Origin of the sequence: Rhizobium sp. WYJ-E13, from assembly GCF_018987265.1 — a bacterium.
GTDB lineage: Bacteria > Pseudomonadota > Alphaproteobacteria > Rhizobiales > Rhizobiaceae > Rhizobium.
On sequence record NZ_CP076853.1, the window covers coordinates 1,877,727 to 1,900,081 of the forward strand.

Annotated in this window: 20 protein-coding genes and 1 pseudogene; 13 read left to right on the plus strand and 8 right to left on the minus strand. The window is 61.6% G+C overall.

Features of this window, described 5'->3' with window-relative positions; all coding sequences use genetic code 11:
- The first annotated feature begins 48 nt into the window (after positions 1-48).
- Positions 49-2,496, plus strand: a complete 2,448-nt coding sequence (locus KQ933_RS09410; RefSeq protein WP_216758517.1) for an autotransporter domain-containing protein — start codon at positions 49-51, stop codon at positions 2,494-2,496.
- A gap of 40 nt (positions 2,497-2,536) precedes the next feature.
- Here the strand turns inward: KQ933_RS09410 and KQ933_RS09415 are convergent, their stop codons facing one another.
- Both KQ933_RS09415 and KQ933_RS09420 read right to left on the minus strand, forming a co-directional pair.
- Positions 2,537-2,725, minus strand: a complete 189-nt coding sequence (locus KQ933_RS09415; RefSeq protein ID WP_216758518.1) for a hypothetical protein — start codon at positions 2,723-2,725, stop codon at positions 2,537-2,539.
- Between the two features lie 153 nt (positions 2,726-2,878).
- Entirely contained in the window at positions 2,879-4,882 is a 2,004-nt protein-coding gene (locus tag KQ933_RS09420; protein WP_216758519.1) for an ABC transporter ATP-binding protein/permease, read from the minus strand.
- Positions 4,883-4,894: 12 nt separating this feature from the next.
- On the opposite strand from KQ933_RS09420, the pseudogene KQ933_RS09425 reads away from it, so the two are divergent.
- Positions 4,895-5,020, plus strand: a pseudogene (locus KQ933_RS09425) (DUF2200 family protein); the annotation flags it as partial.
- 111 nt (positions 5,021-5,131) lie between these two features.
- Here KQ933_RS09425 and KQ933_RS09430 read toward each other — a convergent pair.
- A complete protein-coding gene (locus tag KQ933_RS09430; protein WP_216758520.1) occupies positions 5,132-5,737 on the minus strand; it encodes a TetR/AcrR family transcriptional regulator in 606 nt (201 codons plus the stop codon).
- 61 nt (positions 5,738-5,798) lie between these two features.
- On the opposite strand from KQ933_RS09430, the gene KQ933_RS09435 reads away from it, so the two are divergent.
- The gene (locus KQ933_RS09435) at positions 5,799-6,668 is read left to right on the plus strand and encodes a DMT family transporter (RefSeq protein ID WP_216758521.1); all 870 of its coding nucleotides are present in this window, start codon (positions 5,799-5,801) and stop codon (positions 6,666-6,668) included.
- A gap of 98 nt (positions 6,669-6,766) precedes the next feature.
- Here KQ933_RS09435 and KQ933_RS33810 read toward each other — a convergent pair whose 3' ends face one another.
- Entirely contained in the window at positions 6,767-6,928 is a 162-nt protein-coding gene (locus tag KQ933_RS33810) for a transposase (protein WP_216758522.1), read from the minus strand.
- Positions 6,929-7,322: 394 nt separating this feature from the next.
- On the opposite strand from KQ933_RS33810, the gene KQ933_RS09445 reads away from it, so the two are divergent.
- The 4 genes from KQ933_RS09445 (at position 7,323) to KQ933_RS09460 (ending at position 10,365) form a co-directional block, all read left to right on the plus strand.
- Positions 7,323-8,078 carry an SDR family oxidoreductase gene (locus KQ933_RS09445; RefSeq protein WP_216758523.1) on the plus strand — a complete coding sequence of 252 codons (756 nt, stop codon included), beginning with the start codon at positions 7,323-7,325 and terminating at the stop codon, positions 8,076-8,078.
- Positions 8,079-8,147: 69 nt separating this feature from the next.
- Complete coding sequence (locus tag KQ933_RS09450) at positions 8,148-8,549, plus strand: cupin domain-containing protein (protein ID WP_183804214.1); 402 nt, start codon at positions 8,148-8,150, stop codon at positions 8,547-8,549.
- Between the two features lie 170 nt (positions 8,550-8,719).
- Positions 8,720-9,304, plus strand: coding sequence for a TetR/AcrR family transcriptional regulator (locus KQ933_RS09455; protein WP_216758524.1), 585 nt, complete (start codon positions 8,720-8,722; stop codon positions 9,302-9,304).
- Positions 9,305-9,330: 26 nt separating this feature from the next.
- A complete protein-coding gene (locus KQ933_RS09460) occupies positions 9,331-10,365 on the plus strand; it encodes an NAD(P)-dependent oxidoreductase (RefSeq protein WP_216758525.1) in 1,035 nt (344 codons plus the stop codon).
- A gap of 52 nt (positions 10,366-10,417) precedes the next feature.
- On the opposite strand, the gene KQ933_RS09465 is transcribed toward KQ933_RS09460, so the two are convergent.
- Positions 10,418-11,035: a TetR/AcrR family transcriptional regulator gene (locus tag KQ933_RS09465; RefSeq protein ID WP_216758526.1), complete on the minus strand. Its 618-nt coding sequence runs from the start codon at positions 11,033-11,035 to the stop codon at positions 10,418-10,420.
- 103 nt (positions 11,036-11,138) lie between these two features.
- Here KQ933_RS09465 and KQ933_RS09470 point away from each other — a divergent pair, with 103 nt between their 5' ends.
- Genes KQ933_RS09470 through KQ933_RS09480 form a run of 3 tightly spaced genes read left to right on the plus strand, consistent with a single transcriptional unit; the run spans position 11,139 to position 16,336 of the window.
- On the plus strand, positions 11,139-12,215 hold the full coding sequence (locus tag KQ933_RS09470) for an efflux RND transporter periplasmic adaptor subunit (RefSeq protein ID WP_216758527.1): 1,077 nt from the start codon (positions 11,139-11,141) through the stop codon (positions 12,213-12,215).
- Positions 12,212-13,282: an efflux RND transporter periplasmic adaptor subunit gene (locus KQ933_RS09475; RefSeq protein ID WP_216758528.1), complete on the plus strand. Its 1,071-nt coding sequence runs from the start codon at positions 12,212-12,214 to the stop codon at positions 13,280-13,282. Before KQ933_RS09470 ends, KQ933_RS09475 begins: the two co-directional genes overlap by 4 nt.
- A gap of 12 nt (positions 13,283-13,294) precedes the next feature.
- Positions 13,295-16,336 carry an efflux RND transporter permease subunit gene (locus KQ933_RS09480; protein WP_216758529.1) on the plus strand — a complete coding sequence of 1,014 codons (3,042 nt, stop codon included), beginning with the start codon at positions 13,295-13,297 and terminating at the stop codon, positions 16,334-16,336.
- A gap of 77 nt (positions 16,337-16,413) precedes the next feature.
- Here KQ933_RS09480 and KQ933_RS09485 read toward each other — a convergent pair whose 3' ends face one another.
- Genes KQ933_RS09485 through KQ933_RS09495 form a run of 3 tightly spaced genes read right to left on the minus strand, consistent with a single transcriptional unit; the run spans position 16,414 to position 18,603 of the window.
- A complete protein-coding gene (locus KQ933_RS09485) occupies positions 16,414-17,316 on the minus strand; it encodes a dihydrodipicolinate synthase family protein (protein ID WP_216758530.1) in 903 nt (300 codons plus the stop codon).
- 13 nt (positions 17,317-17,329) lie between these two features.
- Positions 17,330-17,965 (minus strand): LysE family translocator, encoded by a 636-nt coding sequence (locus KQ933_RS09490; RefSeq protein ID WP_216758531.1) that lies wholly within the window; start codon positions 17,963-17,965, stop codon positions 17,330-17,332.
- Between the two features lie 29 nt (positions 17,966-17,994).
- Positions 17,995-18,603, minus strand: coding sequence for a LysE/ArgO family amino acid transporter (locus tag KQ933_RS09495; protein ID WP_216758532.1), 609 nt, complete (start codon positions 18,601-18,603; stop codon positions 17,995-17,997).
- Between the two features lie 100 nt (positions 18,604-18,703).
- On the opposite strand from KQ933_RS09495, the gene KQ933_RS09500 reads away from it, so the two are divergent.
- From KQ933_RS09500 to KQ933_RS09510, 3 genes are all read left to right on the plus strand, one after another.
- Positions 18,704-19,600 (plus strand): LysR family transcriptional regulator ArgP, encoded by an 897-nt coding sequence (locus tag KQ933_RS09500; protein WP_216758533.1) that lies wholly within the window; start codon positions 18,704-18,706, stop codon positions 19,598-19,600.
- A gap of 191 nt (positions 19,601-19,791) precedes the next feature.
- Positions 19,792-21,612, plus strand: coding sequence for an adenylate/guanylate cyclase domain-containing protein (locus KQ933_RS09505; protein WP_253958301.1), 1,821 nt, complete (start codon positions 19,792-19,794; stop codon positions 21,610-21,612).
- Between the two features lie 285 nt (positions 21,613-21,897).
- Positions 21,898-22,314, plus strand: a complete 417-nt coding sequence (locus KQ933_RS09510; RefSeq protein ID WP_216758534.1) for an Imm8 family immunity protein — start codon at positions 21,898-21,900, stop codon at positions 22,312-22,314.
- Positions 22,315-22,355 lie beyond the last annotated feature (41 nt).

Sequence of the window (22,355 nt, forward strand, 5' to 3'; positions counted from 1 at the left end):
AGCAGCGGGAGCAACCCGCATGATCGGACGTTTCCGGGCAGGCCATTCATGCGGCAGCTCGTCTTCGGCCCGCTTTCCCTGATTCTTCTTACGATGATGGTGCTGCTTGGCGCGGCAACGTCTTCCGCCCAATCCGCCCCCGTCGTTACCTCCGTTTCGGTCCCTGCGAATGGAAATTATAAGAACGGGGACAGTCTGACCTTTGTCGTGCAATTCAGCGAGACCGTAATCGTCAGCGGCACGCCATATGTTTCAGTGATCGTCGGCAGCCAGTCGCGGCAGGCAAGCTACCTCTCAGGAAGCGGAACGAGTTCGCTTGTGTTCCGATACGCGCTCCAATCCGGAGACATGGACATGGACGGCGTGGTGCTCGGCGCGATGAGCCTGAACGGCGGCACCATCGAGAACGCCGGAGGGGAAGCGGCCGACACCACCCTCAACAATGTCGGTTCGACTGCCGGCGTCCTGGTCGACACGCTGGGACCGACCGCCGTAACTGCTGTCGTCGGCACGCCGCCGTCGCACGCCACGCAGGTCGCATTCCAGATCGTGTTTTCCGAACCCGTGACCGGCTTCTCGATCGCAGACATGGTCCTGGCCACGACCGGAACTGCCACCGCTACGCTGGCCAACCTTTCGACGTCCGACAACACCACCTACACGGTACAGGCGCAGAACATTTCCGGCACGGGCACGTTGCGTTTGAATATTGCACCGGGCGCTGTCATCGATGTTGCCGGCAATACCAACCCGGCGGCAACAGGAACGCCATGGACCGTCGGCGCCTCGTCCAATGCCGATCTGTCGCAGTTGCAGCCCAGCCAAGGCAGTCTCAGCCCGGCCTTCAATGCCAATACGCTGACCTATTCGATCTCGGTGGCCAACAATGTCGCGGCGATCGCGCTGACACCTGTTGTCGCCGAGCCGAACGCGACGGTCACGGTCAATGGTTCTCCGGTCACCTCCGGAAGCGCCAGCAGTTCCGTCAGCCTTGCTGTGGGCGCCACGACGATCGCTGTCGTCGTCACCGCGCAGGACGCAACGGCGAAGACCTACAATGTCACCGTGACGCGTGCCGCCTCCGCGGGGCCGACAGCCGCGTCCCGCACCATCAACGTGATGGCGGGAACCACTGTCGCTATCGACCTTACGGCGGGCGCGACCGGGGCGCCCTTCACCGCAGCGGCGCTTACCTTCCTGCCAAGCCTGGAAGCGGGAAGCGTCTCGCTCGACGCAGCGCAGAAGCGGCTCACCTTCGCGGCGAGCCCTTCATTCGCAGGCTCGGCTGCGGTTGGCTATACGCTGTCGAATGCGTCAGGCACATCGGCCCCGGCAACGATCACATTTGCCGTTGCCGCCCGTCCCGATCCGACTGACGATCCCGATGTGGTGGGCCTTCTCAATGCGCAGGTGGATGCCGCCAGGCACTTTGCCCAATATCAGACGCGCAACTTCAACAGCCGCCTGGAGCAGCTGCACGATGAGGGCGAGCGCCAGCGCCGCTCACTCGATATTCGCCTTGGGCTTCGCCGCTCCGACAATGGCAATGGTGGGGTCGTCAATACCGAGCGCCAGTACGGCTGGGCAGGCGGCAGCGAGCCTGACCTCACCGGTCCCTCCGTATCCGGCCGGCAAGGCAACGGCGCGACCCCGCAGATCCAGGGGCCGGATCTCGGACCGTTTGCGGTCTGGTCCGGAGGTTTCGTCGATTTCGCCGATACCGGCAACGGCGACCTGGACATAGGATCGACCACGGTCGGCGTGAGCGCAGGCGTGGATTACCGCTTCTCCGATCGCTTCGTCGGCGGCTTCGGCCTGGGCTATGGCCACGACAAGAGCGATGTCGGGGATGATGGCACGGAAAGCCGCGGCGCGGCTTACAGCGCTGCGATCTACGGCTCCTTCAAGGCTGCCGAAAACCTGTTCCTCGACGGCCTCATCGGCGCAAGCCGGCTCGATTTCGATTCAAGCCGTTACGTCGCCTCATCAGGGGATCTCGCCTCGGGAAACAGGGATGGGCGGCAGATGTTCGGCTCGCTCACCGCGGCCTACGAATTCCGGAACAGGACATGGCTTGTCTCCCCATACGGCCGGTTCGAATTGTCCAGGTCATGGCTCGACGGGTTCACCGAGAACGGCGGGGGCATCTACGGCCTGACCTATGGCGATCAGACGGTCGATACGGCCGCGGGCGTTATCGGCCTTCGCCTCAGCTATACCATGCTGATGGACTGGGGAGCGCTGACACCAGGCATGCGGGCGGAATATACCCATGATTTGGCCAGCTCCAGCCGGCTGCGGCTCGGATATGCCGACATCGGCACGCTTCCGTACCAGTTCGAAGCGGAAGAATCGGGGGATGACTATTCCACACTCGGACTCTCGCTCGATGCTGCGCTGCTGAACAACTGGGCGGTCGGCGTGGAATACCGGGCGGCTGTCGGCAGCGGAAGACAGGACCACGCCGTCGGCATCAGGGTCAGGAGCGAATTCTAGCGTAATCCGGTTTCGCGAACACATCGCGAAATCCGTCGGCTCAATGGCAGAGCGCCGCCGGGCGCCCGCACCCGTCGATGTCATGGGCGCGACGATGTTCGACTGAGAGAATATCGATCAGGTCGACGAGTTTGAACTGGTGCTCGACTCCGCCGACATCAATATGAATCTCACCGCCGCTGATGTTTAAAGCGACGGCAACGAAGTTTCTCTCTTCGCCCTCATCCAATACCGATACGATAAACAGAGGCCCCTCCCTCTTTCGTTCATCCCTATTGATAGAGCAAATCGGTGAATGCTTTATTATTAGCATTTAATAATAATTACATTCAATACATTGCTATGGATCAATGTGTGGACGGCGGAAATGCGCCATCCGCGGTCAGCGCCGATCGAGCGTCGGATCGCTGTTCAAATGGCCGGAACGCGTGCTGCCCTTCGTCCGCGTGTCCAAAAGGCGCGACAGCACGGTCCGTTTCCTCCTGCGCGGGATGAGATCGATGTCGCTGACCAGCTTTGCGCCGCCCTCGCGCCGCTCAAGGGTGATCTTGCGGCTGTGGAAGGCTTCGAGCTCGGCGCGGTGCGCGACACTGACGATGGTGACGACGGGCAGTTCCTGGATCACCATTTCCATCATCCTGTCCTGGCTCTTCTCGTCGAGCGCCGAGGTTGCTTCATCGAGCACGATAATATCGGGATTGTGCAGCAGCAGGCGCGCGAAGGCGAGCCGCTGCTTTTCGCCGCCCGACAGGATCTGGTCCCATGGCGCCTCTTCCTCGAGCTTCTCATTGAGATAAGCGAGCCCCACCTTGTCGAGTGCCGCCCTGATCTCATCCAGCGGCCAGCCGTCGGCGGCCTTGGGATAGGCGACGGCGCGGCGCAGCGTGCCCGAGGGGATATAGGGCCGTTGCGGCAGCATGAACAACCGTCTGTCGGCATGGAAATCGACGCTGCCGTGACCCCACGGCCAGAGGCCTGAAATGGCGCGCACCAGCGTGCTCTTGCCCGAACCGGATTCGCCGGCCACCAGCACCCGCTCACCCGCTTCGATCTCGACCCGGGCTTCCTTGACCACGGCAGTGCCGTCATCGAGCGACACGGCGAGATCGTTGAGGCTCAACATCGCCTCGCCTTTCGTTTCGCCATGCTGGATGCGTCCGAGCGCATCGCTCTGTTCGGCGCGCTCCAACCCGTCGAGCGACATCATCAGCGAGGCGACGCGCCGGGCGCAGGCGTTCCAGTCGGCAAGGCGCGGGTAGTTATCGACCAGCCAACCGAAGGCGGTCTGGACGATGGCGAAGGCTGACGCAGCCTGCATCACCTCACCCAGCGTCATGCTGCCTTCGAGGAACTTCGGCGCGCAGAGCAGCACCGGCACGACGGGCGCAACCAGCATCGACCCATGCGACACGAAGGTCGTGCGCATATACTGGCGGGACAGCCGCGCCCATTGGCGCAGCACATTGGTAAACGTCTTGTCGAGGTCGCTGCGCTCCTCCGCTTCACCGCCGAGAAGCGCGATGCTCTCGCCGTTTTCGCGCACATGCGTCAGCGTATAGCGAAACTCGGCTTCCACCTGGTTCTTGACCTCGGAGACCTTGACGAAATGCCGGCCGATCACAGCGATCGTCGTCGAGGTGATCGCAGCGTAGAGCACGGCCGTCACGACCAGAAAGCCGGGAATGGTGATGGTCGTTCCACCGATCGGCAGGGTCAGAGCGCCGCCGATCGTCCAGAGAACCACGATGAAGGTCGAGGCAGACAGAAAGGCCGAGATGACGCCGGCGATGAAATCGACGGGTGATTCCGTCGCGATCCGCAGATCCTCGGAAATGCGCGCCTCGGGGTTCTTGTGGTCGCCGCCGATGAGGTTCAGCTGATAGTAGCGGCCGTTGGCCAGCCAGCGGGCAATCAGCGCGGTCGTCAGCCACCGGCGCCAGTGCCGCTGGATCATCATGCGGACATAGACCTGCGACGTGACGAGAACGACACTGCCGGCCACGAGCGGCAGGAAGACGGCGCTCAGATAATAGACGGTGGCGGCATCGTGCCGCTCGATCGCGTCGAATATGCCGCGGTTCCACCTGTTGATCCCATACTGGAAGCCGACATTCATGCAGATCATGATCAGCAGCCCGATGGAGCACGGCCAGGCGAAGCCGTCGCCGCTGCGCCCCCAGTAGCCGCGCGCGCTGATCCAGAAACGCTTCAGCAAATATCTCTTGCGCGCCTGCTCCGCCTCCTCGGGCGTCAGGTCCGGATCAGGTTCGATGACGTCGGGCGGCGGCGTGACCTCGACGGTCGATGCCTTCCCCTGGTGCGTCTCCTCGGCACCATCGGGCTTGGCGCCGTCGACCGATTTCGGCTTCCGTTTTGCGTCGGTCATGCCAGCGAAAACGGATTACAAATCGAAAGGTTTCATGAGGAGATCGAGGAGCCGACCATGCGGGAGATCCGCTATCTGGACAAGCTGGTCGACGAGCTTGCCAAGGGAAAGGCGATGGAGAAGATCCTGCGGGCATAGGCGGCGGCCCCGGCCCGCGGCTTCAGTCGACCGCTCCGCATTCTGAAGGATACCAAGCGCGGTGGCCCGTTCCGAAAGCTACCGCTGCACATTGACGGCAACAAAACGCCACTAGCGGACATCGTGTGTTGCGGACGAAATCAAACGTCTGAGCCCGATTTCGCGAAATCGAGTGAATGCCGATACGCCCTCTTTTGCCTTTGCGCGAATAAGCGCCCCCTCATACCCCTCAACGATACTGGCGGTAAGATCGCCGATGTTCTCTTCGGTGCCGATATCACCATCTTGCTGCGCGATGATCAGCAGCCCCTGGATACTTTTCTCCCAGCGCTCAAATGACGTGGCAAGTGCGTCTAGCACAACTGCGCTTCTGCCTGCAGCAGTTTGGGCAATCATACCGTAAAGGCACCCGGCATATGGGGCTTCCGTCCTGTACTCGTTTTCAAGATATGCGAAGTAGGCATCGAGCCGATCCAGCGGGCGGAGCGACGTGTCGGTGAAGAATTTCTCCCTCAGATGCAGATACTTTTCCTCGTACGCTTCGATGACCGCTACAACGAAGTCATCCTTGCTCTGAAAGAAATAATAGAAGGACCCTTTCGGTACATCGACCGCTTTCAGAATCGGCCCGATCCCGACGCCTTCGTAGCCATGCGCCAGCAATTGCCGCATGCCTTCGGAAACAAGGCGATCTCGTGTCGTAAATTGACCATCCATCACTAGACCAATCGTCTACACATCTGCTTACACACATTTATCTCCGTAGAGCGAGCTTTGGATGAGCATAGCACGCAGCAGGATTATCGGCATCTATCTCGTGGTTGCTTCGGCTGTTCTATGGAGCACGGCCGGGCTCTTCGTCCGGATCGCCGACATGGATGTCTGGTCCATGGTCGCTTGGCGCTCAGCCTTCTCGTTCATCACCCTTGGTGCTGTCGTGTTGATCCAACGGATATCGACGAAGAAAAGTGCTGAAAGGACTTTCGGCATACCGGGCGTGGCTGCATGTGCCGTCTCCACGGTGGCGGCGATAACCTACATCGCGTCTCTGCAGTGGACGACTGTTGCGAATGTCATGACGGTTTACGCCACGCTGCCGTTTGTTACGACCGGAATCGCCTTTCTATGGCTGCGGGATCGGGTGACCTATCGATTTCTCCTGGCCGGCTTTTTCGCCTTCTCGGGAGTTGCTATTTCGGTCGGGGCCGCGATGTCGGCAAAAGACCTCCTAGGCATCCTTGCTGCCTTTGTCATGACTGCCGGATGCGCCACACAGATTGTCATCGCCAAGCGGTTTCCAAGCATGGATTCGACGATGATGACGGTCTTTGCCGCGTTGGCATGTTTCTGTATCGCCCTTCCGCTTATGCAATATTCGATACCGACATCGACACAACTGCTCGCATCTGCGTTCTATGGGATTTTCACGACAGGGATTGGTTATGTGCTGCTGTTGCTTGGTTCTCGCCGGATCGCTTCCGGGGAAGCCGGGCTACTATCCATGCTTGATGTCATCCTTGGTCCGGTATGGGTCTGGGTTTTCCTTGGCGAGGATATCGTGCCGCCAGTCCTTGTGGGCGGCGCAGTCGTTTTGATTTCGGTCATTTGGTATCTTCTGCCCAGCCGTAAGGCCGCCGCCTTCACTTGAGCAATGTCCGTTTTGGGCCGACTGCCGCCTTCCGCTTCGCGCCGATTGCGGCCTTGCACGCTTATTCTTCGTATCTGCTCGCGACAGCAAGCATTTTGTCAACGTTGCTCAAAGAAGCCGTGCCGCTCTGCGACCTCATTCACCAACGCTCCTGGTCGAAGGCTTTCTGAAACGATCTGCGCCTTAACCTCATCTGTCCAATGCCGATGCGTCTCACGCCCAGACTTCCTGGTCGTGAGAACCTCCAATGTACTCTCCATGGAGAAACTCCCGTTGCTCGTCCATCGATACGCGATCACAGATCAGGGCGACGAGGACAACGTGGGAGCGGAACACCGGTTACGGTGAAAAGAGTCATCGCCATCTGCGAATTGCGGACGTCGACGTCAAAAACTCCCGACTCGACCGGAATTCGATGCTGATATTCAATCTTCGCGCCTCTCGCCATTTGGGCCGGGCCGCCTAAGTTCATCGAGGAAGATTGTGCCCGCTATCGCGATTTCAGGCTCGCTCTCGCCTGACCTCACCCATGGCAACGATAGACGACGCGACTTCGACTTGCCCAAGCCTCAAATCCATTCGCGGCTCATTGCGGCTTGCGCAATCCAGACTTGAGACATCCGCCCGGGAGGGGCGTCAACAGGGAGGCTCGTCATGAAAATCGTTCTTATCGGCGGCACAGGGCTCATCGGGTCCAAGACCGCAGCGCGTCTGCGCAGCAAGGGCCATGAGGTGCTGGCCGTCTCGCCGAGCACCGGCGTCAACACAATATCAGGGGAAGGCCTGACGAACGCGCTTGATGGCGCCGACGTCGTCGTCGATCTTGCAAACTCTCCGTCGTGGGAAGACAAGGCGGTCCTCGACTTCTTCGAAACCTCGGGCCGCAATCTGCTCGCCGCCGAAGCCAAGGCCGGCGTAAAGCACCATGTCGCGCTCTCGATCGTTGGAACGGAGCGACTGCCCGAGAACGGCTACTTCAGGGCCAAGCTCGCCCAGGAAAAACTCATCAAGGCATCGTCTATTCCGTACACGATCGTCCATTCCACCCAGTTCTTCGAATTCCTGAAGGGCATCGCCGACGAAGCCACCGTCGGCACCGTCGCGCGTCTTTCTCCTGCGGCTTTCCAGCCTATCGCATCGGATGACGTTGCCGATGCGGTGGCGGATGCAGCACTTGCAAAGCCGCAGAACGCCACGATCGAGATTGCCGGTCCCGAGCGCGGTCCGATGTACGAGATCGTCGCCCGCTATCTGAAAGCGGCCAATGATCCGAGGACGGTCGAGCCAGACGTTCATGCGCGCTATTTCGGCTCCGAACTGGACGATCGCTCGCTCGTGCCCGGCGAGGGCGCGAGGATAGGCAGGATCGGCTTCGAGGATTGGTTTCGACAGTCCCAAAGGCCGACGTAAATCCCTGCAGCCGAAATTGATCCAAGCATCAACCCAGATCCGCATTCAACGAGCAGAAGGATTACGACAATGAATTCAGCTTTGTTATCGCTATGCCTGTCGGCTTCGATTTGCCTCGGCGCTTTGCCGGCCGCCGCCGCCGAAGCGGCAACCGTCACCCCGATCATGAAAAAGGACCTTCCGGATTATCCCGGCAAGGAAGGGCTGATGATATCGGTCGAGTATGAGCCGGGAGGGTCCACGCCCATTCACAAGCATGAGGCAGATGCATTCGTCTACGTTATCGAGGGCTCGATCGTGATGCAGCTCAAGGGCAAAGAAGAAGTCACCGTCTCGCCGGGAGAGACATTTTACGAAAGTCCCACCGACATTCACCTAGTCAGCCGCAATGCGAGCAAGACCAAACCGGCGAAATTCATCGTCGTGCTGCTGAAGAAGAAGGACGCACCGGTTCTCATGCCGGTGGAATGACATCAGGCACGGTGGCGGCGAAGCCGGGTGTCCCTGACACCCGGCGCCCTTGGCGCTCCCTGGTTTGTTGACCAAGCCGGCCAACCCCTCGTTCGTCATCGCCAAGGCTTGACAAGGCCGGTCGCCCATTATTTATATCCATCCGGATGGAAATAAATCAGGATTGGGCAATGGGCAGGAAACGTGTCATCGATCAACAGGCCGTGCTTGACGCCGCCGAGCGTGTTGTCGGGCGCGATGGCGCCGCAAACCTCACGGTCGATGCCGTCGCCAGGGAAGCAGGCGTCAACAAGGCGAGCGTGCTTTACGACCACAAGTCCAAGCAGGCGCTGGTCGAGGCCGTCGTCGATCGTGCCTTCCGGCGCGACAATGCGCATCACGCCCATATCGAGGAACAGCTCGCCGACCCAAGCAATCGCGCCGTCAAGGGACGCATCGCCGCTGCTGCCGAGCCGCCGCCCGAGGAATTCCGGGCCGTTGCCCTGAACCTGAGTGCGGCCCTGACACTCGATGCCGGGCTACGCGAAAAGATGCAGGCGAACCAGGCCGCGACGATATCAAGGATCATCGAGACATCCTCCTCCCCGCGCGGGGCGCTGCTCGCCTATCTCGCGCTCGAAGGTCTGAAATTCCTCGAATATCTCGACTTCCATCACTTCGCCCGCGAGGACCGCGACAGGCTCATCCGCGAAATCAACTGGCTGGTGACGACAGAACCCCAGGAGATCGACCTTCCGGCCATCAGGACGAACTGATCTCCCAACCTTTCAGGCAGGACGACATGACCGATACGAGCATTGGCGCAGCCGCCGCGGCCACGGATGAACGCGCGCCCTTCCGGCGCATCTTTCTGACCGGAGGAAGCGGCTTCGTCGGCCGCAACCTGATCCGCCACTTCATTGCCCGCGGAATCGAGGTCACCGCGCTCGCCCGCAGCGGCAGGTCCGCAGAGATCGTCCGGGCACTTGGCGCCACTCCCTGCCGGGGCGATATCCTCGACGATGGTCTGGCATCCGGCATATCGGGCCATGACGCCCTCATCCACGCGGCTGCGGATACCGGCCATGGCCCGCCGACCGCCGGGCAGCGGCACGTGAACGAGGATGGCACTCGTCTCGTCATCGAGGCCGCCCGTGCCGCGGGCGTCCGCAAAGTGATCCATCTCAGCACGGAGTCGGTTCTGGCGACCGGCAAGCCACTGGTTGATGTCGATGAGACCGCGCCCTTGCCCCGTCGGCCCGCCGGCGGCTATTCGCGCAGCAAGGCGGCAGCCGAGCGCATCGCGCTGGCAAACAGCACTCCGGGCTTTCCCGTCACCGTGCTGCGCCCGCGCTTCGTCTGGGGCCGCGACGACACGACGGCCCTTCCCGCACTGATGCAAGCCGTCCGATCCGGAAAATTCGCCTGGATCAGCGGCGGCCAATATCTGACATCGACCACCCATATCGCCAATCTCTGCACAGCCGTCGAGCTTGCGCTTGCGCATGGGCGCGGCGGCGAAATCTATTTCATCGCCGATGGCGACCCGGTGCCCTTCCGGGCTTTCGTGTCGGCCCTGCTGGAGACGCAAGGGCTGACCGCGCCGAAAAACTCCATTCCGCGCCCGCTCGTCAGAGCGATCGCCGCCATCGGCGATATGCTCGCGGCCATCTCCCGCGGCAGGATCGTTCCGCCGCTGACGCTTCAATCCTATGCCACATCAGCAGTCGAGGTATCCCTCGACATCGGCAAGGCGCGGCGTGAGCTGTCATACGTACCGGTAGTTTCCCACGAACAGGGTCTGGAAGAGCTTCGGTCCTGGCAAACAGGTCAGTGATCAACGTTTGATGTAGCCCCAACCATCAAAGCGCATTTCATCGCCTTGCCGATCAGGCCAACAACCCGTGCAGGACGAGATCGATATGCGCTTTCACGTACGCATCCTTGTCCAGAACTCGCCGCTCGTCGAAGAGCAGCTTGAAGAACAGGAAGGTGATGGCGGGCGCCACGACGGCATCGGCGAACGCGGCCGGCGCCGAGCGGAATTCGCCAAGCCTTACGCCGTCATCGATGAGAGACTGCATTTGCCAGTCAAGAGGATCGATGAATGCCTCGTGATGCCTGTCGACGATCTGGGGGAAGCGCAAGCCTTCGGCGATGATGAACCGCATCAGCTCGCGCAATCTGCGATCCCTGGTCACGAGATCGTAGATCAGCTCGATCGTTTTCTGGAGCCGCTCCGTGGCGGTCCCCTTCAACTCATTTGCGCTCGCCAGAAGACCTTCCAGGGGCACTGAAATGTGCCTGATCATCGCTTCGAATAGCTGCTCCTTGGTCTCGAAGTAAACATAGATCGTTCCCTTCGTGACCCCGACCCTGGCGGCAATATCCTCAACGCGTGTCGCGATATAGCCGCGCTCGACGAACTCTTCGAATGCCGCCTCCAGGATCTCTATGGGCCGGCGGGCCTTCTGCTCGGCGCGTGTCAGTTTCTTCGTATCGGGCATTCCTCACCTTGAGCTTTTTTTGTCGCTGGGCGTCAAGAAATTTTCATTGACTGATGGGTTAGTCAATATTATTCCTCTGCCGAACTGATACAAGGGGTAAATCATGAAAACTGTCCTTGTTGCCGTCTGGCTGGGCGTCAGCGCAATCGCGCTCGCCTCATGCGAAGAGCAAAAAGCGACTGAGGCAAAGCCGAAAAATGTAGAAGCCGTCGTGGCCAAGGTCACGCCGACAGTCGAAACCAACGCCATAACAGGCGAGGTCAGCGCCCGCGTCGAAAGCGACCTGTCCTTCAGGGTCAGCGGACGCATCGTCGAGCGTTTCGTCGATGTCGGCTCGTCGGTGAAGGCCGGACAGGTGCTCGCGCGCATGGACGCCGAGGAACAGAGGGCCGATCTCGGCGTCGCCACGGCAAACCTGCAGTCGGCCATTGCCCAGCAGACGCAGGCGCAGCTCGCCTTCGACCGGCAGCAGAACCTCTTCAGGACGCAGGTTGCGACCCGCGCCGCACTCGATCAGGCCCAGGAAACGCTGCTGACCGCTCAGGGCAGCGTGAAACTGGCGCAGGCGCAATTGGATACGGCGCAGGATGCCCTTTCCTACACCGAACTGCGCGCCGATGCCGACGGCGTCATCACCGCCAGAAACGCCGAAGTCGGCCAGGTCGCCCAGGCGGCGCAGCTCATCTTCACGCTTGCGCATGACGGGCCGCGTGACGCCGTCTTCAACGTCTTCGAGTCGCTTTATCTCGGCCGCAACCTCGAAAACACGGTCGCCGTCAGCCCCCTTTCGGCGCCATCGCACAAAACGGAAGCTTCCGTGCGCGAAATCTCGCCGACGATCGATCCGTCGACCGGAACGATCAGGGTCAAGGTGGGTCTCGAAGCAACGCCGGACATGCAGCTCGGCGCTCCCGTCGTCGGCTCCTTCCGCACCAAAGCGCAGGACGCGATCGAGCTGCCGTGGTCGGCCATGGCCTCCAAGAGCGGCCAACCGGCCGTCTGGATCATCGAACCCGCCTCGTCGAGCGTGTCGCTGCACCCGGTCGATGTCTCCGATTATGAAACCGGCCGTTTTGCGGTGCGCGCGGGTGTTTCCCCCGGAGACATCGTCGTCGTCGACGGCACGAAGTTCCTGCGACCGGGCGAGGTCGTCACCTATGACAAGGAAGCCGCAGAATGAATATCCGTATCACAGCCGGCCTTGCGATCCTCGGATCATTGCTGCTGACCTCCTGCCAGAAGCAGGCGGAAGCCCATAACGAGCCGCCGCGTCCCGTCCTTTCCGCCGTCGTCAAATCGACCGCCGCCTCCGCGCTGACCCTGCCGGGCACGGTCGAGGCGAGGATCGAGACGCAGCTTGCCTTCCGCGTCCTCGGACGGGTCATCGCGCGCAAGGTCAGCGTCGGCGATGTCGTCAAGAAGGGCGATGTCGTTGCCGCCATCGATCCGCTGGCGCTGGAGCTTGCAGTCAAGAGTTCGCAGTCCGAACTTTCGAACGCCCAGGCGCAGCTGACGAATGCCGCCTCCACCGAAGAACGTCAGCGATCCCTGCTCGAGAGCCGGTCGGGAACCGAAGCGGCCTACGAGGAGGCCGAGCTCGGGCGCAAGAGCGCCGTCGCCGCGGTCGCCAAGGCCCAGGCCAATCTCGACAAGGCCGAAGAGCAGCTCGGATATGCCCAGCTCCGGGCGGAATTCGACGGCGTCGTGACGGCAACCTCGGCCGAAGTCGGCCAGGTCGTGGCCGCCGGTCAGAGCATCGTTACCATCGCCCGCCCGGAACAGAGCGATGCGGTGATCGACATACCCGTCGCAAGCTTCGACGGCCTCAAGGTGGGCTCGCCCTTCGAGATCGCCCTGCAGCTCGACCCGACCATCCGCACGAGCGGTACGGTGAGGGAAATCGCGCCCGAAGCCGAGGCGACGACCCGCACGCGGCGCACGAAGATAGCGCTCATCGATCCGCCTGCCGCCTTTCGCCTGGGCTCGGTCGTCACGGCAACCGCAACCGTGGACGCCCAACCGACGATCCTGCTCCCCTCCTCCTCCATCCTGACGAAGGACGGAAAGCCCAATGTCTGGGTGGTCGACACCGCCGCCGCCAAGGTTTCCATCCGCCCGATCAGGATCGACGGAGACATCCCCGAGGGAGGCTCCGTTCGCATCGCCGAAGGCGTCAGCCCGGGTGATCGGATCGTCGTTGCCGGTGTTCACAAACTCGTCGATGGCCAGGCCGTCAGAATAGACTGAGGAATAGTCTCCGTGAAAAAATTCAACCTGTCCGACTGGGCGCTCGAACATCGTTCGCTCGTCTGGTACTTCATGATCGTCTTCATTCTGGCCGGCGCCTTTTCCTATATCAGCCTCGGCCGCGAGGAAGATCCCAATTTCACCATCAAGACCATGATCATCCAGGTGCAATGGCCTGGCGCCTCGGCCGAGGAAGTGACGAAACAGGTCACCGACCGTGTCGAAAAGAAACTCGAAGAGCTTGAATCGCTCGATTACACGAAGAGCGAGACGGTTGCCGGGCAGACGACGATCTTCGTCGAACTGCTGCCGACGACCAAGGCTAGGGATGTGAATGCCATCTGGATGCGCGTGCGCAACATGATCGGCGACATCAAGGGAGATTTCCCGAGCGGCGTCGTCGGGCCGTTCTTCAACGATCGCTTTGGCGATGTCTTCGGCAATATCTACGCCTTCACCAGTGACGGGCTGACGCAGCGCCAACTCCGCGATCTGGTCGAGGACGCGCGCGCAAAAGTGCTGACGGTTCCAAATGTCGGCAAGGTGGACATAATCGGCGCACAGGACGAAGCGATCTATCTTGAAATTTCGACGCGCAAGGTTGCCGCCCTCGGCCTCAACCAGCAGTCCGTGATCGAGACGCTGCAGGCGCAGAATGCCGTCACACAATCCGGCTTCGTCGATGCCGGTCCCGAGCGCATCGCCTTGCGGGTGAGCGGCCAGTTCACTTCCGAGGAAAGCCTGAAATCGATCAATCTTCGCGTCAACGACCGCTTCTTTCCGCTGACCGATGTCGCCACGATCAAGCGCGGTTACGTCGATCCGCCCTCCGCGCTGTTCCGCTATAACGGCCAGCCGGCGATCGGGCTTGCGATCGGCATGAAGACGGGCGCAAACCTGCTGGAATTCGGCGAAGCGCTCGACAAGGAGATCGAGCAGGTCACCGCAGACCTTCCTGTTGGCGTCGACGTCGAGCGCGTCTCCGATCAGCCCGCCGTCGTGGATGAGGCCGTGTCGGGCTTCACGCGCGCGCTGTTCGAGGCGATCGTCATCGTGCTGGCGATCAGCTTCATCAGCCTCGGCGTGCGCGCAGGGCTCGTGGTTGCCATCTCCATTCCGTTGGTGCTGGCGATCACCTTCCTCGTCATGGCCTATACCGGCATTTCGATGCAGCGTATCTCGTTGGGCGCACTGATCATCGCCCTTGGCCTCCTGGTCGATGACGCGATGATTGCCGTGGAAATGATGGTGGCCCGCCTGGAGGTCGGCGACGATCTCAGGAAGGCCGCGACATACGTCTATACCTCGACCGCCTTCCCGATGCTGACGGGTACGCTGGTAACGGTCGCGGGCTTCATCCCCGTCGGACTGAACTCCAGCGCCGCCGGCGAGTTCACCTTCACCCTTTTCGTGGTCATTGCCGTCTCGCTCGTGGTGTCATGGGTGGTGGCGGTGCTGTTCACGCCGCTGCTCGGCGTGTCCATCCTGCCAAAGACCATGAAATCGCATCACGAGCAGAAGGGTCGCTTCGCGCGGATCTTCGCCTGGCTGCTCGGCCTGGCCCTGCGCTGGCGCTGGATAACCATCGGCGCGACGGTGGCGGTGTTTGCCGTCTCCATCGGCGGCATGAGCCTTGTGCAGCAGCAGTTCTTCCCCTCCTCCGACCGGCCGGAACTGATCGTCGACTGGAACCTGCCGCAGAACAGCTCGATTTCGGAGACGAACAAGCAGATGGCGAAGTTCGAAAGCGAGATGCTGGCCAATAACAAGGATATCGACCACTGGACGAGCTATGTCGGCCAGGGGGCGCCCCGCTTCATCCTGTCCTTCGACGTGCAGACGCCCGATGTCTCCTTCGGCCAGACCGTGATCGTCACCAAGGGGCTCGACGTCCGCGACAAGGTCAAGGAGGAGCTGCAGGCCTATCTGACGAAGACCTTCCCCGGCACCGACGCCTTCGTAAAGCTTCTCGACATCGGCCCGCCGGTCGGCAAGCCCGTGCAATATCGCGTCAGCGGGCCTGACATCCAGAAGGTCCGTGATCTCTCCCACCAGCTTGCCGGCATCGTCGGCCAGCATCCGCTGCTCTCCAACATGACCTACGACTGGAACGAACCGTCCCGCGTGGTCAAGGTCGATGTTCTCCAGGACAAGGCACGCCAGCTCGGCGTCTCCTCGCAGGATATCGCAACGGCGCTCAACAGCATCGTCGAGGGATCGGCGGCCACGCAGATCCGCGACGACATCTATCTCGTCGAAGTGATCGGCCGGGCCGAGACCTCCGAGCGAGGCTCGATCGAGACGGTGCAGAACCTTCAGCTTGCCGGCTCCAACGGCAACTCGGTTCCTCTGTCGGCGGTTGCGAACTTCCACTACGAACTGGAGCAGCCGACGATCTGGCGGCGCACCCGCATACCGACCGTCACCCTCAAGGCGGCGGTGGTGGGACCGACACAGCCGGCGACGATCGTCACCGAACTGGCGCCGAAAGTCGACGAGTTCCGCAAGGGCCTTCCGAGCGGCTACCGCATCGTCGACGGCGGCTCGATCGAGGAAAGCGCCAAGGCGCAGGGACCGATCGTGGCAGTCGCGCCGCTGATGCTGTTTACCATGGCGACGATCCTGATGATCCAGCTGCAGAGTTTCAGCAGGCTCTTCCTGGTCTTCGCCGTCGCCCCCACCGCGCTGATCGGCGTTGTCGCGGCACTGCTCTTCAGCAATTCACCCATGGGCTTCGTCGCAATCCTCGGCATCCTGGCGCTGATTGGCATCCTGATCCGCAACTCGGTGATCCTCATCGTGCAGATCGAGCACCTTCGAAGCGAGGGCGTGCCACCCTGGCAGGCCGTCATCGAAGCGACGGAGCACCGAATGCGCCCGATCATGCTGACGGCTGCCGCAGCGACACTCGCGCTGATCCCGATCTCCAGGGAAATCTTCTGGGGACCCATGGCCTACGCGATGATGGGCGGCATTGTCGTCGGCACGGTCCTGACGCTGCTCTTCCTGCCGGCTCTCTATGTTGCCTGGTTTCGAATACCCCGCGAGGCCTGACAACATCGGGCCCGCCCGGATCATTCCGGGCGGGCCGCGCCCCACTGACTGGAGCAATTCCAGTAGGACGGAATGCCCTAGCAGCCGACAGCCGCGCCCAAACTCTCAAGCGCCTCACGCACCCGCCCACGTGCTGCCTCCGGAAGACCGAGCACCGGGCGCGGCGGCGCAAACCGGCCGAGGCCGATGAGATCGGCAATGGTGTACATGACGCGGAAACTGCCGAATTCCTTGAACAGCGCCCAGAGCGGCGCGAAGGCATCGTTGATGCGTCCCACGTCCTTGGTGTCACCCGCCTGCGCCGCCCTCGTCAGCTTCAGCGCCTCGGCGGGCAGCAGGCCCGCAACCACGCTGTACCAGCCATCGGCGCCTGCCAGGAGCGCATCCGCAGCACCCCAGTCGCCGCTGTAGCCGACCGCAAAACCGTCAGGCGTCACCGAGCGGAGACTTCCGATCTCCTCTGCGAAATCGCCATTGGCGGGCAACGGCATCTTCACCGCTTTCACCGTACCGAGCTTCGCAAGCCGGGCGATCAGCTCGACGCTGAAGGTGAATTTCGTCGTGCCCGGATTGTTGTAGATGCAGAGCGGCAGCTGCCCGGCATCGGCGACGGCTGCAAAATGCTCATAGACCTCGTCGTCTGTGAGCGGCGTATAGGAAACCGGCGCCAGCAGAAGGCCGTTCGCCCCGAGTTCCCGCGCATTCCTGGCAAGCGCCTGCGCCTCATCCGTCCTGAGCGCGCCGACGCCGACGATGACAGGGATCTTGCCGCCGACAGCAGACATCGCCGTTTCCACCGCCCGGCGGCGCTCTCCGCGCGACAGGAAAGCGTAAGCGCCGGTGCTGCCGAGTAAGCCAATGGAATCCGCGCCAGCGGCCTGAATGCGGGCAAGCAGCGTGGCGAGCGCGCCGGTATCGACGTTGCCGGAGGCGTCGGTCGGCGTGATCGGAAAGGCGGAAAGGCCATGAAAAAGCGGCATCGGGAATTTCCTTCTATGCACGTGACAGCAGGAGCTTCATGCCCGCCGCCCCGAAGACGAGGGCCAGCGTGCCCTCGATCCAGCGCCGCGCATGGCGATACATGCGGATCATCGGCGCGGTGGAGAAGACCAGCGCATAGCCGCAGAAGATGGTGATGCTCAGAATAGCGCAGCCCGCAAGGATGACGGCGACTGTCGCCGGCGTCGCGCCCGGACCGAGGCCGAGCGTCATGGTCGCGATCCAGCCGAGCAGCGCCTTCGGGTTCGTCAGATGCATGAGCAACCCGCGCCGATAGAGGCTGAAGCCCGAGGCCGGCCTGATGGCATCGATCGCCCTGCCCTGCTTCTCGTCGGAGGTCATGGCGGATTTGCCGGCCTTGTAGGCCAGGAACATGAGGTATAGACCGCCTGCTATCTTCAGAACGATGAGCGCCTGGGCATATTGCGCCAGAATGGCGGAAACGCCGGTCGCCGCCATCGAGCCCCAGAAGAGCGAGCCGCTGACGACACCGGCCGCAATCATCAGCGCCGACTGGCGACCCTGATGCATGGCGACGCCCATGATGCGCATATTGCTGGGACCGGGGCTGGCTGCAGCGATGATATAGGCGGTGAAGACGAGGGCAAGGTGATGCGTATCGAATGACATTCCGATTTCCCTAGAAGCGTGCGCAGACCTCACATGCCGTTCAGGAGCCTGAACGAGATCAGCCACATGACACAGGCGATGATGGTTTCGAGAATGCGCCAGGACGCCGGCCGTGAAAAGATGGGGCGGAGCCAGGCCGCACCATATCCCAATGAAAAAAAGAACAGGAAGGAACCGGTCGCAGCGCCTGCGGCAAACGCCGCCTGATGGCCGGCAAAACGCGTCGAGATCGTGCCGAGCAGGATGACCGTGTCGAGATAGACATGCGGGTTGAGCCAGGTGAGCGCCAGGCACATGGCCATCGTCTTGCCGAAGCTCGCCCCCGCCCCGTTGGCAACCTGCAGCGCGCCTGACGACCGCACCGCCGAATAGAGGCTTTTCACCCCATACCAGATGAGGAATGCCGCTCCACCATAGCGCATGACCGGATCGAGCCAGGGCATGAGGTTTACCACCTGCTGCAGGCTGGTGACACCGACGACGATCAGGATCGCATCCGAGAGAGCACAGGCCAGGCAGACGGCAAACACATATTCCTTGCGCAACCCCTGCCGCAGGATGAAAGCATTCTGCGCACCGATCGCGACGATCAGGCTGAGCCCGGCGGCCAAGCCGGTGAAGTAGGTCGTAAAGTCCATGATATCAGAGGTTTCCATCGCGTTGTTGAGACGCTCCGTAGACGGATCGGGCGGATTAGGATAGTTAATCTTCCTAACGTCAATTAAGCATAACTTACCCATGATCGATTATCCCGCCCTCCGCGTGCTGCTTGCCGTGGTCCAGACCGGCAGCTTCGAAAAGGCCGCCGCCATCCTGAACGTCACGCCATCGGCCGTCTCGCAGCGCATCAAGCAGTTGGAAGAGCGCCTGGGCACCGCCCTCGTCGTGCGTGGCACGCCGTGCACGGCTACGGAAAAGGGCGACTGGCTCTGCCGGCACATGGAAAATGTCGGCATGCTGGAAAGCGAATTGCTGGAGCACCTGCCTGATCTCAGCGACCGCGACAGTCCCGAACAGCACGTCACGCTGCGGATCGCCACCAGCGCCGACAGCCTCGGCACCTGGTTTCTGGAGGCGATGGCGGATTTCTCGAAAACCTCCAACTATCTCCTGAACATTTCCGTCGACGATCAGGACCACACGGCCGAATGGCTGGAGCGCGGCCGCGTCATCGCCGCCGTCACGAGCATGGAAAGGCCGGTCGCCGGCTGCCGCCGCTACTCGCTCGGCGCGCTGCGCTACCACGCGACCGCAAGCCCCGAATTCGTCCGCCGCTATTTTCCCGATGGCGTCACCCCGCAAGCGCTTGCCCGCGCCCCGTCCATCACCTTCAATCAGAAGGACCGCCTGCAGGCAGACTGGATCCGCCGCACGTTTGCGACAGATGTCAACGCACCGACGCACTGGCTGCCGGCCACACAGGGCTTTCTCGATGCCGCCCTGCTCGGCATGGGCTGGGGCATGAACCCGATCCACCTGACCGAGCACCACATCAAGGCCGGCCGCCTCGTCGAGCTGATATCGGGCACGCCTCTCGATGTCGTGCTCTACTGGCAGATCAGCCGCCTTGCCGCCGACCGGCTTGTGGGCCTGACGCAAAAGGTGATCGAGGTGGCGAGGCGGTCGCTGGTGTGAGGGTGATCTGGGTTCGAAGTCCCGAAAACGGACCCTCCTTCTGATGGCGCCCTCCTTCCATTGGAGCGCGACAAACCTTTGCAGTGACCGCTTCGCGGATTCCATTCCTGTTGAAGGCGGCACTCTCGTGAAGCGTCGCCACATGACCGTCTCAGTGGTATCATGAACCAGCACGGTCCGGTGTCGGGCGGATGATGCATATCGCGTCAATCGCTGGGGTTTCATCCGGCGGATCTCCTGAGGGAGAGACAGCCATGGCAACTGCAAGAGCGGAGCGGCGGCTGGCCGCGATTCTGGCCGCCGATGTCGTCGGCTATTCCCGCCTCGTCGAACATGACGAGGCTGGGACTTTGTCGGCCCTGAAGGTTCTGCGCCGGGAGGTGATCGATCCGCTGCTGGCCGAGTATCAGGGCCGTATTGTCAAGCTGATGGGCGACGGTGCGCTCGTGGAGTTCGGCTCGGTCGTCGATGCCGTCGCGTGCGCGGTCGCCGTCCAGAAGGGCGTTGCCGAGCACCAGGCCGATATCCCGACGGAGCAACGCATCATCTTCCGGATCGGCGTCAATCTCGGCGATGTGATCCACGAGGTAGATGGGGATCTCTACGGCGATGGCGTCAATATCGCTGCCCGCCTCCAGACCTTGGCGGATCCAGGCGGCATTTGCATTTCCGGCACGGCATACGATCACCTCCAGGGCAAGCTTGACTGCGACTACGAGTACCTCGGCGAACGCGCGCTCAAGAACATGGAGCGGCCGGTGCGACTGTACCGCCTCCTTCTGGAAGGGACGACCGCACGAACGGTATCGCCCAGGCCCGCACTTCCGGACCGACCATCCATTGCCGTGCTGCCGTTCAACGCCATGAGCGCCGACCCGGAGCAGGACTTCTTCAGCGATGGGCTCACCGAAGACATCACCACCGCGCTGTCCAAGCTCAGGGGCTTCTTCGTGATCGCCCGCAACACGATGTTCACCTACAAGGGAAAGCCCGTGGATGTGCGCGCCATCGGGCGCGAACTCGGGATCCGCTATGTTCTCGAGGGCAGTGTCCGCAAGTCCGGCAACCACGTGAGGGTGACCGCGCAGCTCATCGATGCGGCCTCCGAAGCCCATCTCTGGGCCGAGAGGTACGACGGCGACCTCGGCGACATCTTCGTCATTCAGGACGAAATCACCGCAAGCGTCGTCGGCCGCATCGGGCCGGAACTCCTGGCGGCAGAGCATGCCCGCGAAAGCCCCAAGCCGCATCATGGCCTTGATGCCTGGGAATGTGTCGTGCGGGCAGTGTTCCTGTGTTCCCAACTATCTGAGGAGAGCAGCCGGAAGATGCTCCCCCTGCTTGATCGGGCAATCGGACTGGCTCCCGATTATGCCCAGGCGCTCGCCATGAAAGGTTGGATTATGATGTGGCGCGCGTTCCAGGGATGGGAGGACATGGGATACGCCGTGGCCCTTGCCAGGGATATCGTCCAAAAAGCCATTGCCGCCGACGATAAGGAACCGTGGGCTTACCTTGCGCAGGCGATGATAGCCTTTGCGACGCGCGACAATGTCCTGGCGATGGCAGCGATCAGCCAGGCTGTCGCGATCAACCCCAACTCCGCGTTCGCACACGGCCAGTTGGGACTTGCGCATGCCAACGCGGGCCGCGCGGCGGACGCCATTCCTTGCATCGACTACGCCCTCAGACTGAGCCCGCGCGAGGCTTTTCTCGGCGACTTTCAGTTCTACTACGCCATGGCTTACTTCCAGGGCGCGAATTATGAGCTTGGATTGCGTTATGCACGGGAGGCGCATCGCCTGCGGTCCGGCCATGCGCTTCCGCTGATCATCGGCACCGCCTGTGCCGGACTTCTGGACAACCAGGAGGCTGCCACGGACTTGCTCGGACGACTCAAGTCGCTCGTTCCTGACATCTCACGGGGCGCGGTCGCAGCAACATCGTCTTTCATCCGCGCCGAGGATCGGGAGCGCCTGATCGAGGGACTTGCCCGTGCCGGCCTGAATTGACGGGCTGGATTGACCTCGAGAACCGATCGCTTACTGGTGAAGAGCGTTCCTGGCAATATGTCGCGCCCATCTCGCGGCCACCGCAACAAAGCTACCAACACGAAGATCGCTTCAGCTATCGCCGAAACGCTCCCGTGATTGGCTCATCGCGAGTAAGGGCGTCCAGACGCTGGAAGGCGTGGCTCAAGTCCGGTGGCGTTTGTTTTTGAGCCAATGGAGGTATTGCGGTCGCTCACAGGGCTATTATCATCTGCAGATGCGCGGACAGTAATCGGAGTTTTCGGCGTGTGCATTGCAAAGAAAAGTCTGCAACTCGCCATTTCCGGCGTTACGTCCGCCGATCTCCCCGATGACTATTGGGTCATCGATCTCGACAGTCCAGATGGGTACGAAGCACAAAACCGGCATGATGTCATTTTCCAGGTTTCCTTCGACGTTGGACCGGTAAGTTCACTCGGCCGTGACTTGTTTGAATGTGTAGTTTTAACGCCGAACCATCTGCATCGATTTGCACACCCACGCCATGGCCTAATCGTTCTTGAGGAATACACTTACGGTGCATTCAGAGACCGCCTGAAGGGTGTTATTAGAGCGTGCGAGGCTCCCTCTTGGTATGAATGCCTGAAAAACTTGCGGAGGCATTTTCGCTGGGAGTACGAAGGTATGTATTCCGAAGCAGAGTTGGAGGCATTGAACTCTTGAGGGGACGGCATGAGATCGGCCGTTGAAAGCCTTCGTGATAT